The organism is Halomonas beimenensis (assembly GCF_002549795.1).
Taxonomy (GTDB): domain Bacteria; phylum Pseudomonadota; class Gammaproteobacteria; order Pseudomonadales; family Halomonadaceae; genus Halomonas; species Halomonas beimenensis.
On sequence record NZ_CP021435.1, the window covers coordinates 2,309,295 to 2,323,902 of the forward strand.

Annotated in this window: 12 protein-coding genes; 2 read left to right on the forward strand and 10 right to left on the reverse strand. The window is 68.9% G+C overall.

Annotation, left to right across the window (positions count from 1 at the left end):
* Positions 1–3: 3 nt before the first annotated feature.
* The 4 genes from BEI_RS10870 to BEI_RS10885 all read right to left on the reverse strand — a co-directional run bounded on the left by BEI_RS10870 (position 4) and on the right by BEI_RS10885 (position 6,738).
* On the reverse strand, positions 4–468 hold the full coding sequence (locus BEI_RS10870; protein ID WP_097789548.1) for a DUF6586 family protein: 465 nt from the start codon (positions 466–468) through the stop codon (positions 4–6).
* A complete protein-coding gene (gene topA / locus BEI_RS10875) occupies positions 465–3,104 on the reverse strand; it encodes a type I DNA topoisomerase (protein WP_097789549.1) in 2,640 nt (879 codons plus the stop codon). The genes BEI_RS10870 and topA overlap by 4 nt, the downstream gene beginning before the upstream one ends.
* Positions 3,105–3,343: 239 nt before the next feature.
* A complete protein-coding gene (locus BEI_RS10880) occupies positions 3,344–5,710 on the reverse strand; it encodes a DUF3141 domain-containing protein (protein WP_097789550.1) in 2,367 nt (788 codons plus the stop codon).
* A 116-nt stretch (positions 5,711–5,826) separates the two neighbouring features.
* Positions 5,827–6,738 (reverse strand): ATP-binding protein, encoded by a 912-nt coding sequence (locus tag BEI_RS10885; protein WP_097789551.1) that lies wholly within the window; start codon positions 6,736–6,738, stop codon positions 5,827–5,829.
* 92 nt (positions 6,739–6,830) lie between these two features.
* Between BEI_RS10885 and BEI_RS10890 the strand changes: the two genes are divergently transcribed.
* Together BEI_RS10890 and lipA are read left to right on the forward strand one after the other, a co-directional pair.
* Positions 6,831–7,817 carry a LysR family transcriptional regulator gene (locus BEI_RS10890; protein WP_097789552.1) on the forward strand — a complete coding sequence of 329 codons (987 nt, stop codon included), beginning with the start codon at positions 6,831–6,833 and terminating at the stop codon, positions 7,815–7,817.
* A gap of 101 nt (positions 7,818–7,918) precedes the next feature.
* Entirely contained in the window at positions 7,919–8,980 is a 1,062-nt protein-coding gene (gene lipA, locus BEI_RS10895) for a lipoyl synthase (protein WP_097789553.1), read from the forward strand.
* Positions 8,981–9,147: 167 nt separating this feature from the next.
* Here lipA and lipB read toward each other — a convergent pair whose 3' ends face one another.
* The 6 genes from lipB to rodA all read right to left on the reverse strand — a co-directional run bounded on the left by lipB (position 9,148) and on the right by rodA (position 14,607).
* Entirely contained in the window at positions 9,148–9,795 is a 648-nt protein-coding gene (gene lipB / locus BEI_RS10900; protein WP_097789554.1) for a lipoyl(octanoyl) transferase LipB, read from the reverse strand.
* Position 9,796: 1 nt separating this feature from the next.
* On the reverse strand, positions 9,797–10,111 hold the full coding sequence (locus tag BEI_RS10905) for an HP0495 family protein (protein WP_097789555.1): 315 nt from the start codon (positions 10,109–10,111) through the stop codon (positions 9,797–9,799).
* A 70-nt stretch (positions 10,112–10,181) separates the two neighbouring features.
* The gene (locus BEI_RS10910; protein ID WP_227644448.1) at positions 10,182–11,396 is read right to left on the reverse strand and encodes a D-alanyl-D-alanine carboxypeptidase family protein; all 1,215 of its coding nucleotides are present in this window, start codon (positions 11,394–11,396) and stop codon (positions 10,182–10,184) included.
* Between the two features lie 56 nt (positions 11,397–11,452).
* A complete protein-coding gene (locus BEI_RS10915; protein WP_097789557.1) occupies positions 11,453–12,358 on the reverse strand; it encodes a septal ring lytic transglycosylase RlpA family protein in 906 nt (301 codons plus the stop codon).
* Positions 12,355–13,413, reverse strand: a complete 1,059-nt coding sequence (gene mltB / locus BEI_RS10920) for a lytic murein transglycosylase B (protein WP_097789558.1) — start codon at positions 13,411–13,413, stop codon at positions 12,355–12,357. The genes BEI_RS10915 and mltB overlap by 4 nt, the downstream gene beginning before the upstream one ends.
* Positions 13,414–13,446: 33 nt before the next feature.
* A complete protein-coding gene (gene rodA / locus BEI_RS10925; protein ID WP_097789559.1) occupies positions 13,447–14,607 on the reverse strand; it encodes a rod shape-determining protein RodA in 1,161 nt (386 codons plus the stop codon).
* Position 14,608: the final 1 nt, after the last annotated feature.

The window sequence follows — 14,608 nt, forward strand, 5'->3', positions numbered from 1 at the left end:
CGACTACCACTCCTCGCTGGTCTGGCGCAGCTCGGCGATCTCGCGCTTGGCCGCCCTCAGGCAGTCCTGAAGCTCCTCGCCCAGGGCGGCGGCACTGCCCACGGCGATCAGGCCCTGGGCGGCGCCGCCGGTGCGGCGGGCCACCCCCTCGGAGGAGTGCAGCGCCTCGATCCGGCCGAGCAGCCGCGCCAGCCAGCTGTCCGGCCGGGCGGCCAGGCCGCGCAAGCGTTCGAGCTCCGCCAGGGCCATCCCCTCCGGGGCGAGCAGCTCATGCCAGTCATGGCGCTCGAGGCCGGCATGCTCGGTGACCTCGCGCAGCAGCGACTCCAGGGCCAGCTCGAGCAGCGCCAGGGCGCCCTCCTCGCCGGCCATGCGACGAGCCTCGGCATGCTCGTCGTCGCCGGCGGGCACGGCCGGCAGCAGCTCGGCCTGGTACAGCAGCTGATTGGTGCGGGCTCTCGGGGTCACTTGCGCTTGTCCTCCACTTGCCACTTGCCGTCGCGGTAGCTCGCCTTCCAGCCGGTCGCCTTGCCGTTCTCCTCGGTCATCACGAACTGTTCCTTGGCCTTGCGCGAGAAGCGAATCTGGGCCGGACGCCCCTCCGGATCCTCGCTGGGGGCGTCGAGCAGGAAGCGATACTTGTCGGGCAGTTCCTCGGCATGCGCCTTGAGCTCCTGGACCAGCGGCGGACGGGTCTCGCGGTTCTTGGGGAACTTGCTCGCCGCCAGGAAGAGGCCGCTGGCCCCGTCACGCAGCACGTAATGGTCGTCGACCTTCTGGCAGGGCAGCTCCGGCATGGGAATGGGGTCGATCTTGGGCGGTGCCACCTCGCCGCTCTTGAGCAGCTTGCGGGTGTTCTTGCAGGCCTCGTTGGTGCAGCCGAAGTACTTGCCGAAGCGCCCGGACTTGAGCTGCATCTCGCTGCCGCACTTGTCGCACTCGATGGTGGGGCCGTCATAGCCCTTGATGCGGAATCGGCCCTTCTCCACCTCGTAGCCGTCACAGTCGGGGCTGTTGCCGCAGATGTGCAGCTTGCGGGTCTCGTCGATGAGATAGCTGTCCATGGCGGTGCCGCATTTCGGGCAGCGATGCTTGGCCCGCAGGGCATCGGTCTCGGCGTCCTCGTCGGCGTCAGCAGCCACGGCCTCGTCCCCGGGCAGCAGGTCGATGGTGGTCTTGCAGCGCTCCTTGGGGGGCAGGTTGTAGCCCGAGCAGCCCAGGAAGACGCCGGTGGAGGCGGTACGAATCTGCATCTTGCGACCGCAGCTGGGGCAGTCGATGTCGGTGGGCACCGGCTGATTGGGCCGCATGCCGTCCTCGCTCTCGGCCTCGGCCAGTTCCTCACGGAACTCGGCATAGAAGGCGTCGAGCAGCTCCCGCCAACGCCGCTGCCCCTCGGCCACCTCGTCGAGGCTGTCCTCCATGCGTGCCGTGAAGGAATAGTCCATCAGGTCGGGGAAGGACTCCTTGAGCCGCTCGGTGACGATGTCGCCGAGCTTCTCGGCATAGAAGCGCCGATTCTCCAGCTTGACGTAGCCGCGATCCTGAATGGTGGAGATGATCGACGCATAGGTGGAGGGCCGGCCGATGCCCTTCTTCTCCAGTTCCTTGACCAGGCTCGCCTCGGTATAGCGCGCCGGCGGCTTGGTGAAATGCTGTTGGGGGTCCAGCGCCTCCAGGCGCAGCGGCGTCCCCTCGGCCAGGTCCGGCAGCGACTGGTCCTCATCCTTGCGGCCCATGGGCTTCATGACGCGGGTGTAGCCGTCGAACTTCAGCACCCGCCCCTTGGCCTTGAGCTCGTAGCCGTCGGCGGCCACGGTCAGGGTGGTGGAAAGGTATTCGGCGGGCGTCATCTGACAGGCCACGAACTGCCGCCAGATCAGCTCGTAGAGGCGCTCGGCATCACGCTCCATGCCGGCCAGGTCGGTGGCGCGGCGCGTCACCTCGGAGGGGCGGATCGCCTCGTGGGCCTCCTGGGCACCCTCCTTGCTCGTGTAGCGATTCGGGGCCTCCGGCAGGTAGCGTGCCCCGTACTCGTCGCCGATGAAGTCACGCACGGTCTCCACCGCCTCCCGGGAGAGATTGGTGGAATCCGTCCGCATGTAGGTGATGTAGCCGGCCTCGTAGAGCCGCTGGGCCAGGGTCATGGTCTTCTTCACCGAGAACCCCAGCCGGCCGCTGGCGGCCTGCTGCAGGGTCGAGGTGATGAAGGGAGCGTTCGGCTTGGAACGCGTCGGCTTGTCCTCTCGCGAGGTGATCGCCAGGGACGCCTTCCTCAGGCCCTCGATGCGGTCGAGGGTCTCCGCCTCCGAGGTCGGCCTGAAGGCCTGGCCGTCCTGGCGGGTGAGCTCGAAGCGGACCGGCGCGGCCGCGGCATCCTCGGCCGGCCGCAGGTCGGCATGCACGTCCCAGAATTCCTCCGGCACGAAGGCGCGGATCTCGCGCTCGCGCTCGACGATCAGGCGCATGGCCACCGACTGGACGCGGCCGGCGGACAGCCCGCGGGCGATCTTGGCCCACAGCAGCGGCGAGAGCATGAAGCCCACCACCCGATCCAGGAAGCGCCGGGCCTGCTGGGCCTCGACCCGCGGCATGTTGAGCTGGCCGGGATGGTCGAAGGCCTCGTGGATGGCGTTCTTGGTGATCTCGTTGAACACCACCCGACGATAGCGGGACTCGTCGCCCCCGATGGTCTCGCGCAGGTGCCAGGCGATGGCCTCCCCCTCGCGATCGAGGTCGGTGGCGAGATAGACGGCATCGGCCTTGTCGGCCAGCTTCTTGAGCTCGGCGACCACCTTCTCCTTGCCGGGCAGGATCTCGTAGTGGGCCTCCCAGCCATGTTCGGGGTCGATGCCCATGCGCCGGATGAGCTGTTCGTGCGCCTTGCGCTTGCGATACTCGGCCTTCTCCTCGGGGGACATCTTGCGGGTCGCCGCGGCCTGCCGGGCACGCTCCTTGGGGTCCGAGGCCGCCTTGCCCGAGCCGCTGGTCGGCAGGTCACGAATGTGCCCCACACTCGACTTCACGATGAACTCGTTGCCGAGGTACTTGTTGATCGTCTTGGCCTTGGCAGGCGACTCGACGATGACCAGTGACTTGCCCATAGTGCTCCAAAATGCTGTAGGCGCGGACGACTCGGCCGCGCCGGACGGTAATCGGCCACCCTCTTTCGGGTGAAAAATGCGCTTACCCTACCCCAGCACCGGCCGACACGCCAGTCGGGCCGACGCCGGGCCTTTGACCCTAGACCGCCGTCCGGGGCCCGGCAAGGGCCGGCCCTCAACCAGGCGCCCCCGCCGGCGAACCGGCGGGGGCGCGAGTCTTCAGGCGACGCCCATGACCGTCAGTCGTCGGCCTTGGACGGGGTGCGACGGCGGGGCGACGCCTTGCGCGAGCGCCCTCGCCGGTTCGCCGGCTTGGTCGTGGCGGGTTCCGGCACCGCTCCAGGCGCCTCGGAGGCAGACGCCGGAGGCGCACTGCCTCCCGTGTCCGAAGCAGGAGCCCCCGTGGGCGAGTCGGTGGTCGCGGGCTTGGAATGCTCGAACAGTGCCCGGATGCGCTCGAAGCGCTGGGCGGCATGCTCGCTCAACTCGCCACTCGCCGCGAGCACATGCTCGATATGCTCGAGGTGGGCATCGATCGCCTCGGCGTCCAGCCCCTCCAGCAGATGCGGGATCGCCGCCAGGGCCGCCTCGGGATCGTTCTCGAGGATGAAGAACTGCTCGCGCACCAGATGCTTGAAGTCCGCCAGGGTGATATCCGGCTCGAGCTCGGCACGGGACGCCCGCAGGCGCTGGAAGTTGCGGCCATCGGTGGCCGGCGCGCCCCCCAGCACATGGATCACCGAACGCATCACCGCCTCGTGACTACCGCCCTCGGCCACCTTGGCGCGGATCTCCTCACGGCGCCGCGCCACGAAGCGGCGGTGCTCGGGCTCGGCCCCCGGGCGACGACGGTGCGCATGGGCGTCGCCGCCGAGTCCCACCAGCGCCTGCAGCAGGGGCTGGCCATAGACGTCCAGGAAGAGCCGCTCGGTGCTGCGGTCACGCAACTCCCGCCAGGCGTCGAGCCCGTGGGAGATCTGGCTGGACGCCACCCTCTCCAGGGCACGGAACACGTTGTCCTCGCCGACCGCATGGCGATCCTCACGCACCATGTCGGCCAGCACGGGGACCGGCACCATCAGCGGATTGCGGTCGGAGAGCAGTCGATACCCCATGCGATTGGGATGCATCAGACGCATCCAGTGGGCGGATTCCGGCGTGGCCAGCGCCCTCACCCAGGGCTGCAGGAACCGCCGATACAGGCCGAGGTTGATCTCGGAGATCCGGGCCACGGTGGCGAAGCGGCGATCGTCGTCGGGACGGTGCTGGATCTCGCGATCGAGCTCCTCCACGCTGCGTGGCTGGAACTCGAGCAGGTAGTCCCGCTCGATCAGCTCCGCGTCGGGACGATCCTCGGCCCGGGAGATCGTGGTCTCGTAGAGACCCGGCGGCAGGACATCGATGTAGTCCATGTTCGCGGTGAACTCGGCATGTTCCTTGCGGGACACGCTGCCCGAGACGAAGATCCCCAGGTGGCCGGTCGTGTCGTGCACGCAGTACACGATGGTCTGCTCGTTGGCGATGACGTCATCGGTGTCTTCGTAGAGGTCGCGCACCCAGCCCAGGGCCTGGGGCGGCGGGGTGATGTCGTCGCCCCGGGAGCAGAACACCACCACCGGCGAGCGCAGGTTGCGCAGGTCGATGCGACGACCGTCGGCGGTCACCAGTTGAGCCGTGGATAGCCGGTTGCCGACGAAGAGATTGTCGACGATGTACTGGATCTCCTGGCCGCCGAGCACCACATGGCCGCCCCACCAGCGCTCGAAGTCCAGGTAGCGGCGCGCCTCGGTGTCGACCCTGGAATAGAGGGCGTACTGCTTGTCCCACCAGGTATTGGCGGGATTGAGCCGTTCGAAGTTCTGGACCAGCCAGGCGCCGTCGAAGAGTCCCGCCCCCAGATCGCTGAGCAACGAGGTCATCCAGGTTCCTCCGGACATCCCGCCGGTATAGCGCATGGGCGCGTAGCCCCGTTCACCGGCCCAGTAGGAAAGCGGGGCACCGGCGATCAGGATGGGGCCGAAGACGTCCGGCTCCAGGGCGGCGGCCATCATGATCTGCCAGCCGGCCTGACAGTTGCCCACCACCATGGGTTTCTCGGCGGTGTCCGGATGCAGGGAGATGACATGGCGCAGGAAGGCGACCTCCGCCTCGACCACGTCCTCGACGGTCTGGCCCGGCTCGGGATAGGGCAGGAAACCGATGAAGTAGCAGGGATGACCGGCACGCAAGGCCACGCCGATCTCGCTGTCCGGCTTGAAGCCCCCGATGCCGGGGCCATGGCCGGCCCGCGGATCGACCACCACGAAGGGGCGCATCAGCGGATCGGTCTCGACGCCGTCGGGCGGCAGGATTCGCATCAGTTCATAGTTGACCGGACGCGAGAGCTCGCGTCCGTCGATCACGACCTCGGACTCGAAGCCGAGCACGTTGGGCTTGGTCTGCTCGATGTGTTCCAGATACTGGTTGCCGCGTTGCCGCATGACATCCAGGTAGAGGGTGCTGCGCTCCACCGCGTCGCGCCAGTAGTCGAAGGCGGCACGGCCGAAGCCGAAGGGGTCCAGCCAGGACAGGGCGGCGGGCGACAGACTCGGCATCAGGGGATTCATGTCGTTGACTCCATGGGTAGCCATGGTGGATGGCGAAGGCGAGACGCCTCGCGGGATCGACTTTGCTGCAATGCAATATAACCCAGAATCGGGACGTCCGCGAGACCTCACCCCGATCAGTCCCCCGGGGTCCGCCGGCCCGGGGCGGCAGCCAGCAGCTCGGCGAGGGCATGACCGGCGCGGGCACGGACGTCCTCGGGACGCCTGCCCCAGGCCACGAACCTCGACTCACCGCCGTCCCCGGCGTGATCGAGGCGCCGCCCGGGACCTCCGGCAAGCCGCGCCCCACGCGGCAGGCTCAGCCGCCACAATCGGGCATGCCCGCCGGCCTCGAGGGCCGACTGACGCACGCGCAGTCGCTCTCCCTGCAGGAGTCGCAACTGCTCGGCGAGCGGGTCCAGCCCGGTCAGGGTCTCGTCGAGCGCCTCCTCGCCACTGAGGCCCGGCGCCAGGGAAACGAAGCCCAGCTCGTTCCCTCCGGCCTCGAAGCAGGCTTCCACGAGCCCCGTCAGGCCCAGGGCGCCGACTCCTCGGGCAGCCAGCTTCCCCAGGTAGCGCGTTCGCTCGGAGGTCAACCACGGCAAGGGGGCCTGGGACGACTGCTCGGAGAGACGCTGACGGGGCGGCAGGTAGCGCACCTGTCCCTGGTGATCGGCGAGGAGCGACAGCCGTACCCGCGGCCCCCCCGACGAGCCCATGCCGGCCAGCGGCAGGCCGGCCTCGCGCATCAGCGCCGACATCGCCCGGGCATCGGTCATGGCGGCCAGCAGGCGGGGTTCGACACCGAGAAAGCGGATCCCCGCCTGTCGGCACCGCTCGGCGAGCGGCACCTGCTGCGCCGGTGCCAGCTCCCCCGCGTGCACGGCGTCGCAGCCGAGCTCCCGGGCACGGTGGCATGCCCGATCGGAAGGCCCCTGGTGGCGGAGGCTGGCGATCCCCAGCTCCTCGCCGGCCTGGCACAGGCGCAGGGCCCCGGCGCCGGCCCCGAGGACCAGCATCCGGGTCACCGGATAGGAAGGGTGCGACATCAGAGATCTCCGAATGGCTAGAGGAAACGAGGCGGTGCTAGCATGACGCCGAGGCCCGCCGGACGCCACGGCGCCGATCCAACGGACGATCCATGACCACGCCCAAGCTGCTCAACCGCCTGACCTTCCGACAACTTCAGGTATTCCGTACCGTCTACGAGCGCCAGTCCTTCTCCCGGGCGGCCGAAGCGCTGGGGCTGACGCAACCGGCGGTCAGCGCCCAGATCCGCCAGCTCGAGCAGGCGCTCGGCCATCCGCTGTTCAAGTATGCCGGCCGCACCCTGCATGCCCTTCCCGCCGCGGATGCCCTGGCCGCCTCCGCCCGGGCGATCTTCGGCCAGGTGTCCCGTCTGCAGATGAGCCTCTCGGACCTGGACGGCACCATTACCGGAGAACTCAACCTGGCCGCGGTCTCCACGGCCCAGTACGTGGTTCCCCACCTGCTGGCTCGGTTCCGCGCCCACTACCCCAATGTCCAGCTGCGCCTGAGGGTCTGCAACCGCAGCCAGGCCCTCGAGCGGCTCGCCGAGCGACGCGACGACCTGGTGATCATGGCGCGGGTGCCGCAGGACGACGACCTGGTGTTCATGCCCATCCTCGACAACGAGATGATCCCGGTGGTCTGGCCGGGTCACCCGCTGCTCGAGGCGACGAGCCCCACCCTGGCGGACTTCGCGCACCATTATGTGCTGATGCGGGAACCCGGCTCCGGGGTGCGTGGTGCCCTGGAAGAGCTGGCCGCCGAGGAGGGCGTGGCGCTGGACCACGCCATCGAGATGGGCACCAACGAGGCGGTCAAGCAGGGGGTGATGGCCCAGCTCGGCGTGGCCGTGCTCCCCCGCCTGGCGGTGCGCCTGGAGCTCGAGGCCGGCTTGCTGGCCCCGCTGGAGCTGCCGGGCTTCCCGCTGAGGCACTCATGGTGCACCGTCTATCATCGCGAACGCTTCCCGACCCCGGTCACCGAGCTCTTCCTGCGCTTCGTGCGTCAACACCTGGACGAACTTCACGCACACTTCGCCGCGGATCCCGCCCCCTTGCCCAGCCATGGCGTGGCCTGCCTGCCCGACGCCACGCCCTGACCACCCTCGCCTGTCCAGCCCGACGGCGAGTGTGGTACCTTAACCGGCTAGATTCGAGACCGGCCCGGCGAGCGGCCGCCGAGTGAAGAGGCTCCCAGCTCATGAGCGACAACAACAGCAAGCATGTGTCCAGCGGCGAGAAGTACCGCAACGAACACGGCGCGACGGCCATCAAGGATGGCATGAAGCAGCGCGGCCGGGTGGAGGAGAGCCCGGCCCTGGGTCGCAAGCCCAAGTGGCTGCGCGCCCAGATCCCCGGCGGCCAGCGCTTCGACGCGGTGAAGAAGAACGTGGCCCAGCATCGACTGAGCACCGTCTGTGCCGAGTCCCACTGCCCCAACATGGGCGAATGCTGGAGCAACGGTACCGCCACCATCATGCTGATGGGCTCGGTGTGTACCCGGGCATGCCGCTTCTGCGCCGTGGACACCGGCAATCCCAAGGGGTGGCTGGATCCCGAGGAACCGCAGAACACCGCCAAGTCGGTGGAACTCATGGGGCTGCGCTACGTGGTGCTGACCTCGGTGGACCGCGACGACCTGCCCGATGGCGGCGCGCGCCACTACGCCGAGTGCATTCAGGCCATCAAGGCCCGCACCCCCGAGGTGGCGGTGGAGGCCCTGACCCCGGACTTCGACGGCGCCCCGACCGCCATCGAGCGGGTCGTCGATTCCGGCCTGGAGGTCTTCGCCCAGAACGTCGAGACGGTGGAACGCCTGACCCGTCGGGTCCGCGATCCCCGCGCCGGCTACCGCAAGACCCTCGACGTGCTGGCCCATGCCAAGCGGCACCGCCCCGACGTCCTCACCAAGACCAGCCTGATGCTGGGCCTCGGCGAGACCGAGGAGGAGATCCTCGCCACCTTCGACGACCTGCGGGCGATCGGCGTCGACATCGTCACCCTGGGCCAGTACCTCCGCCCGACCCGCAACCACCTTCCGGTGGAGCGCTGGGTCACCCCGGAGGAGTTCGAGCGCTACCGCCAGCTCGGCCTGGAGAAGGGCTTCATGGAGGTGCCCTCCGGTCCCCTGGTCCGCTCCAGCTATCGGGCCGATCGGGTCTTCGAGAACAACAACCTGGGCCTGGAGCTCGCCTCCCCGGCCGAGGTGCCGGGGCAGCAGGCCGCCGACCCCAACATCATCCCCACCCGCAGCGTGGGGTGAAAGCGGCCAAGCTGCCAAGCCGAGGTTCAAGGAGAAAGCAAAAAGTAGCAAGGGAACCCTGGTTGAGCCCTTCCTGTCGATAGAGAGCCCCGCTGGCGAATGCCGGCGGGGCTTTCTTGTCACTTTCTACTCTTCACTTTCGACTTGTCACTTGCCACTCGGCGCTGTCAGCTCGGATCCTGCCGCGGCTCGTCGACCAGCTCCCGCCCCAGCTCCCTGGCCAGGCATTCGGCCAGCCGGGTGGCCACCGCCTCCCGGGGCGGCGCCTCGTTGATCAGGTCGACCAGCCGCGTCATGGCCATGCCGGCATAGCCGCACGGGTTGATCCGGTCGAAGGGCGAGAGATCGGCGTCGACGTTGAGCGCGATGCCGTGGAAACTGGCGCCGCGCCGGATACGCAGCCCCAGGGAGGCGATCTTGGCCTCGCCCACGTATACGCCGGGGGCATCCGGTCGGGCCCGGGCCTCGATGTCGTATTCGGCGAGCAGGGCGATGGCGGCATCCTCCAGCGCACTGACCAGGGCGCGTACGCCGAGACGCGCTCGGCGAACGTCGAGCAGGGGGTACAACACCACCTGGCCGGGACCGTGGTAGGTCACCTGACCGCCCCGGTCGGTCTGGACCACCGGAATGTCACCGGGCATCAGCAGATGCTCGGGCTTGCCGGCACGCCCCTGGGTGAACACCGGGTCATGCTCGACCAGCCACAGCTGATCCGGGGTGTCGCCGTCGCGGGTATCGGTGAGATCGCGCATGGCCCGCCACACGGGCTCGTAGGGTCGCCGCCCCAGGCGATGCAGTCGAAGGGGCTCCACCTCAGACCACCATGTGCACGCGACCGCTGGCCTTGAGTTCGGCGAACAGGGCCGCGAGCTGGGCCTCGCCGGTGGCGCGCAGCGTCAGGCGGACCGACTGGAAGCGGCCATTGCGGCTGGGCACCACCTGGATACCTTGCGGATCGAAGGCGGGATCGTGACGCGATACCACCTGGCACACCATGGCGGTGAAATCCTCGCTGGCATCGCCCACGACCTTGATCGGATAGTCGCAGGGGAAAGTGATCTTGGGCGGCTTGCCATCGCCGCGGCCGGCACTGGGCCGGCGCAGGTCACGCAGGGTCTTGTCGCTCATCCCTCACCCATCTGGAAGCATATACCTCCATTCTACGCGACCGGCGCCGGGCCACCAAGGCAGCGGGACGTCACTCGAACAGGCCGCCCAGCAGGTTGGTGAAGAAGCGCTGGATCTTGTCGAACAGCCGCTTGAAGAAGCCGCCCTCCTCGATGGCCTCCAGCGCCAGCAGCGGGCGCTCGCCGACCACTTCGTCCCCCAGGCGGACCTGCATTCGCCCGACCTGCTCGCCGGCGGCGATGGGGGCGGTGAGATCGGCGCGGATGTCGAGCTTGGCGGTGAGCTCCTGCTGACGGTCCCGCGGCACGGTCATGAACACCTCGCGATCCACGCCGACCCGGAGCTCGTTCTTGTCGCCGCCCCAGACGCGCGGACGGTTCAGCACGGCCCCCTGGTCGTAGAGCTTGAGGGTCTCGTAGTAGCGAAAGCCGTAGCTCAGCAGCTTCTGGGTTTCCTGGGCCCGGGCCTCCTCGGAGCCGGTGCCCATGACCACCGAGATCAGGCGCATGTCGTCGCGCTCGGCGGAAGCGACCAGGCAATAGCCGGCGTCCTCGGTCCAGCCGGTCTTGAGGCCATCCACGCTGGCGTCGCGCCACAGCAGGCGGTTGCGGTTGGGCTGCTCGATGCCGGCGTAGGTGAAGTGCTTCTGCTCGTAGATCCGATAGTGCTCGGGATAGTCCTCAATGATGTGCCGAGACAGCAGCGCCAGGTCCCGGGCCGTGGAATAGTGATTCTCGTCGGGCAATCCGGTGGGGTTGACGAAGTGCGTGTTGGCCATGCCCAGGCGAGCGGCATGCTGGTTCATGATGTCGGCGAAGGGCCCGGTACCGCCGGCCAGGTACTCGGCCATGGCGACGCTGGCGTCATTGCCCGAGACGATGACGATGCCACGCAGCAGCTCGCTGACCGGCACCTGCTCGCCGACCTCGATGAACATCTTCGACCCCCCGGTGCGCCAGGCCTTCTCGCTGACCGGCACCAGGTCGTCCGGCGCGATATTGCCGCTGTTGAGCTCGCGCTCGACCAGGTAGGCGGTCATCAGCTTGGTCAGGCTGGCCGGCGGCAGTCGCTCGTCGGGATTGTGCTGTGCCAGGACTCGCCCGCTGTGGGCATCCATCAGGATCCAGGAGCTGGCGGCCAGCCGTGGGGGGGCCGGAATCATGCTCTGGGCCTGGGGCCCCTGGGGTTGAGGTGTCTGGGCCAGGACAGGGGTCGCGACCAGCGACAGGCAGAGCATCAGGACCGGCAGCAGCCGGCGGAATCGAAGCGAACGCAGCACTTTCATGGAGGCTAGTCTCTCGGGGTACATCGGGGATTCAGCAAACTCGCCAGGGCACCGTCTCACTCGGCACCCTCGACGACGAAGGCCTCGTCGAAGCCGGCACGGCGCAGTTCGCCGCGCACCGGATCGACCTGATCACGGCTCGCCAGCGGGCCCACCTGGACGCGGTACAGGCCGGCCTCGCCGGTCACCCGGACCGGGCGGGTCAGCGACGCCTGCAGCCGGGCCCGCAGAACGCCGGCGCGCTCGGCGGATCCCAGTGCCGCCACCTGCAGATAGACGGCACCGGGATCGACCGGAGGCGGCGAGGCGGGTTCGGCGCCGGAGGAGGCGACCTCGGCGGCGGACGAGGACGCGACCGCTTCCGGCCGTCGCCGCTCGGCCAGCCAGGCCTCGGGGTCGATGGCCTCGACCCGCACCCGGCCGGTGCCGCTCTCCAGGAGCCCCAGTCGCGCCGCGGCGGCGTAGGAGAGATCGATCTCCCGCTCGCTGTGGAAGGGCCCGCGATCGTTGACTCGCACGATCACCGAACGGCCGTTGTCGAGATGGGTGACTCGGGCGTAGGTCGGCAGGGGCAGGTTGCGATGGGCGGCGCTCATCTTGTACATGTCGTAGATCTCGCCGTTGGAGGTCGCATAGCCGTGGAACTTCCTGCCGTACCAGGAGGCGATGCCGCGGCGATCGTAACCGCTGGCATCGTCGAGCACATGGTAGGTCTTGCCCCACACCTGGTAGGTCGGGCGATTCCCCGCCCGGGAGGGGGGTTCCACGCGCGGCACGGCGTCGGGCACCCGGCTGACGTCCGGGGGTTCTTCGGGATAGGCATCGCTGCTCAGCGCATAGCGCTCCCCTTCCCCGCCGCCGGCCGCGTCGTCGCCATCGGTCGTGGCAGGGGGAACGCCCCCGCCGCCGGCGCAGCCGGCCAGCCAGAGCATCGCCAGTAGCCAGATCCACCAGGGTCTCATGGGCGCTCCTCCGGGGCGGTGTCGATCGAGGTGAGCCAGTCGGGGCCCTGGCCGCGCGCCGTGGCGATGGCCTCGGCGAGCTCGGTGACGGCCATCGCGTACAGATAGCTGTGGTTGTAGCGGGTAATGGCGTAGAAGTTGTCGCGGCCGAGCCGATAGCGGATGGCCCCGTCGGCGAGCTCGAGGGCCAGCGGCATCACCCGGGTATCCGCCGGCAGCTCGGCGCGTGGCACGATCCCGGCATCGTGCAGGTCGGATACCGTCAGGCGCGGGGGACGCGCCTCGTTGAAGGCGATACCGCCGGGCGGCGTGGCCGGCCCCTTGGCCTCGTGATAGATCGGCGCGCCGGGAGCCCAGCGATGCTCGGCGAGGTAGTGGGCGATGCTGCCGATGGCGTCCACCGGATCGGTCCAGAGGTTACGGCGACCATCGCCGTCGAAGTCCACGGCATAGGCGCGATAGCTGGTGGGGATGAACTGCGGGTAGCCCATGGCGCCGGCATAGGACCCCTCCAGGTTCTCCGGCGCCATCCCCTGCGCGAAGGCGATCTCCAGGAAGGCGGCCAGTTCGCCGCGAAAGAACTCGCCGCGGCGGGGGTGATGGAAGGCCAGGGTCGACAGCGAATCGAGCACCCGATGATCGCCGGTCACCTCGCCATAGCGGGTCTCGACCCCCAGGATGGCGGCGATGATCTCGGCGGGCACGCCGTACTCCGCCTCGGCCCGGGCGAAGGCATCCCCATGGGTCTCGATGAAGGCCGCCCCCTGGGCGATGCGTTCCTCCCCCAGGAAGATGTCGCGGTACTCGTGCCAGACCAGGCGATGCTCGGCGGCCCCGGACATGGCATCGAGCACCTCCTGCCGGAACTCGGCCCGAGTCAGGGCCTGTTCCAGCCAGTCGCGGTCGACCCCACGGCCGGCGACGTCATCGACCAGGGCCTTGACGTCGCCGTGTCTCGGATCGAAATCCGCCGCCGGGCAGGCGGCCGAGGCCAGGGCCAGCAGCCCGCCCAGTACCAGGGCTCGTGTCCGGCGTCCCTGAGTCGTCACCGTCATCCCGTTCTCTCCCTGAGCCATCTTGCCTGCTCGCTAACGGGGGAGCAGGCGGCGGTGCGAATGGATGGCCATGAGAATACCGAAACCGGCCAGCAAGGTCACGCTGGAGGTGCCGCCATAGCTGACCAGGGGCAACGGCACCCCGACCACCGGCAGGATGCCGCTGACCATCCCCACGTTGACGAACACGTAGATGAAGAAGGTCAGGATGATGCTGCCGGCGAGCAGCCGCCCGAAGGTCTCCTGAGCGGCACCGGCCAGCCACAGGCCGCGGCAGACGATCAGCAGGTAGAGCGCCAGGAACGCCAGCATCCCCACCAGGCCGAATTCCTCGCCGAGCACGGCGACGATGAAGTCGGTGTGGCGCTCGGGCAGGAACTCCAGCTGGGACTGGGTCCCCTGCAGCCAGCCCTTGCCCCACAGCCCGCCGCTGCCGATGGCGGTGGTCGACTGGATGATGTTCCAGCCCGCCCCCAGGGGATCGCTCTCCGGGTCGAGGAAGGTCAGCACGCGCTGGCGCTGGTAGTCGTGCATGTTCATCCACAGCAGCGGCAAGGCCGAGGCCGCCAACGCCCCGAGCAGCAGGATGATCCGCCAGGAAAGCCCGGCCAGCAGGATCACGAAGACCGCGGCCATGGCCACCAGCAGCGAGGTGCCGAGGTCGGGCTGGCGGGCGATGAGCAGCACCGGCGCCCCGATCAGCACCGCGCAGACCCCGAGATCACGCCAGCGAGGCGGCAATTCCCGCCGGCACAGCCAGGCCGACACCATCATCGGCACGGCCAGCTTCATCATCTCCGACGGCTGGAAGCGCACCACCCCCGGGATCACCAGCCAGCGCTGGGCGCCCATGCCCATGTCGCCCATCACCTCCACCGCCACCAGCATGGCCAGGCCGACCAGGTAGGCCGGCAACGCCCAGCGCAGCAGGGTCGCGGGGGAGAACTGGGCGATGATCAGCATGCCGGTCAGGGCGACCCCGAAGCGCACCCCCTGCGCGATCACCACCTCGAGGCGCTGGCCGCTGGCGCTGTAGAGCACCACCAGGCCGGAGAGCATCAGGACCAGCAGCATGGCCAGCAGCCAGGGATCCAGATGGATGCGCTCCCACAGGCTGCGCTTGCGAGAGATGCCGCTCTGGGGCGGCTTGACCGGGTAGGCCCGCCGGCCGGGCACGAGATCGATCATCGGCATC

Excerpts from the sequence above, each read along its gene's own strand:
- BEI_RS10885 (WP_097789551.1), bottom strand. The coding sequence starts at position 6,738 with ATGTCGCACCCTTCCTATCCGGTGACCCGGATGCTGGTCCTCGGGGCC.
- rodA (WP_097789559.1), bottom strand. The coding sequence starts at position 14,607 with ATGCCGATGATCGATCTCGTGCCCGGCCGGCGGGCCTACCCGGTCAAG.
- mltB (WP_097789558.1), bottom strand. The coding sequence starts at position 13,413 with ATGACGGTGACGACTCAGGGACGCCGGACACGAGCCCTGGTACTGGGC.
- BEI_RS10890 (WP_097789552.1), top strand. The coding sequence starts at position 6,831 with ATGACCACGCCCAAGCTGCTCAACCGCCTGACCTTCCGACAACTTCAG.
- BEI_RS10880 (WP_097789550.1), bottom strand. The coding sequence starts at position 5,710 with ATGAATCCCCTGATGCCGAGTCTGTCGCCCGCCGCCCTGTCCTGGCTG.
- BEI_RS10910 (WP_227644448.1), bottom strand. The coding sequence starts at position 11,396 with ATGAAAGTGCTGCGTTCGCTTCGATTCCGCCGGCTGCTGCCGGTCCTG.
- lipA (WP_097789553.1), top strand. The coding sequence starts at position 7,919 with ATGAGCGACAACAACAGCAAGCATGTGTCCAGCGGCGAGAAGTACCGC.
- topA (WP_097789549.1), bottom strand. The coding sequence starts at position 3,104 with ATGGGCAAGTCACTGGTCATCGTCGAGTCGCCTGCCAAGGCCAAGACG.
- BEI_RS10905 (WP_097789555.1), bottom strand. The coding sequence starts at position 10,111 with ATGAGCGACAAGACCCTGCGTGACCTGCGCCGGCCCAGTGCCGGCCGC.
- BEI_RS10915 (WP_097789557.1), bottom strand. The coding sequence starts at position 12,358 with ATGAGACCCTGGTGGATCTGGCTACTGGCGATGCTCTGGCTGGCCGGC.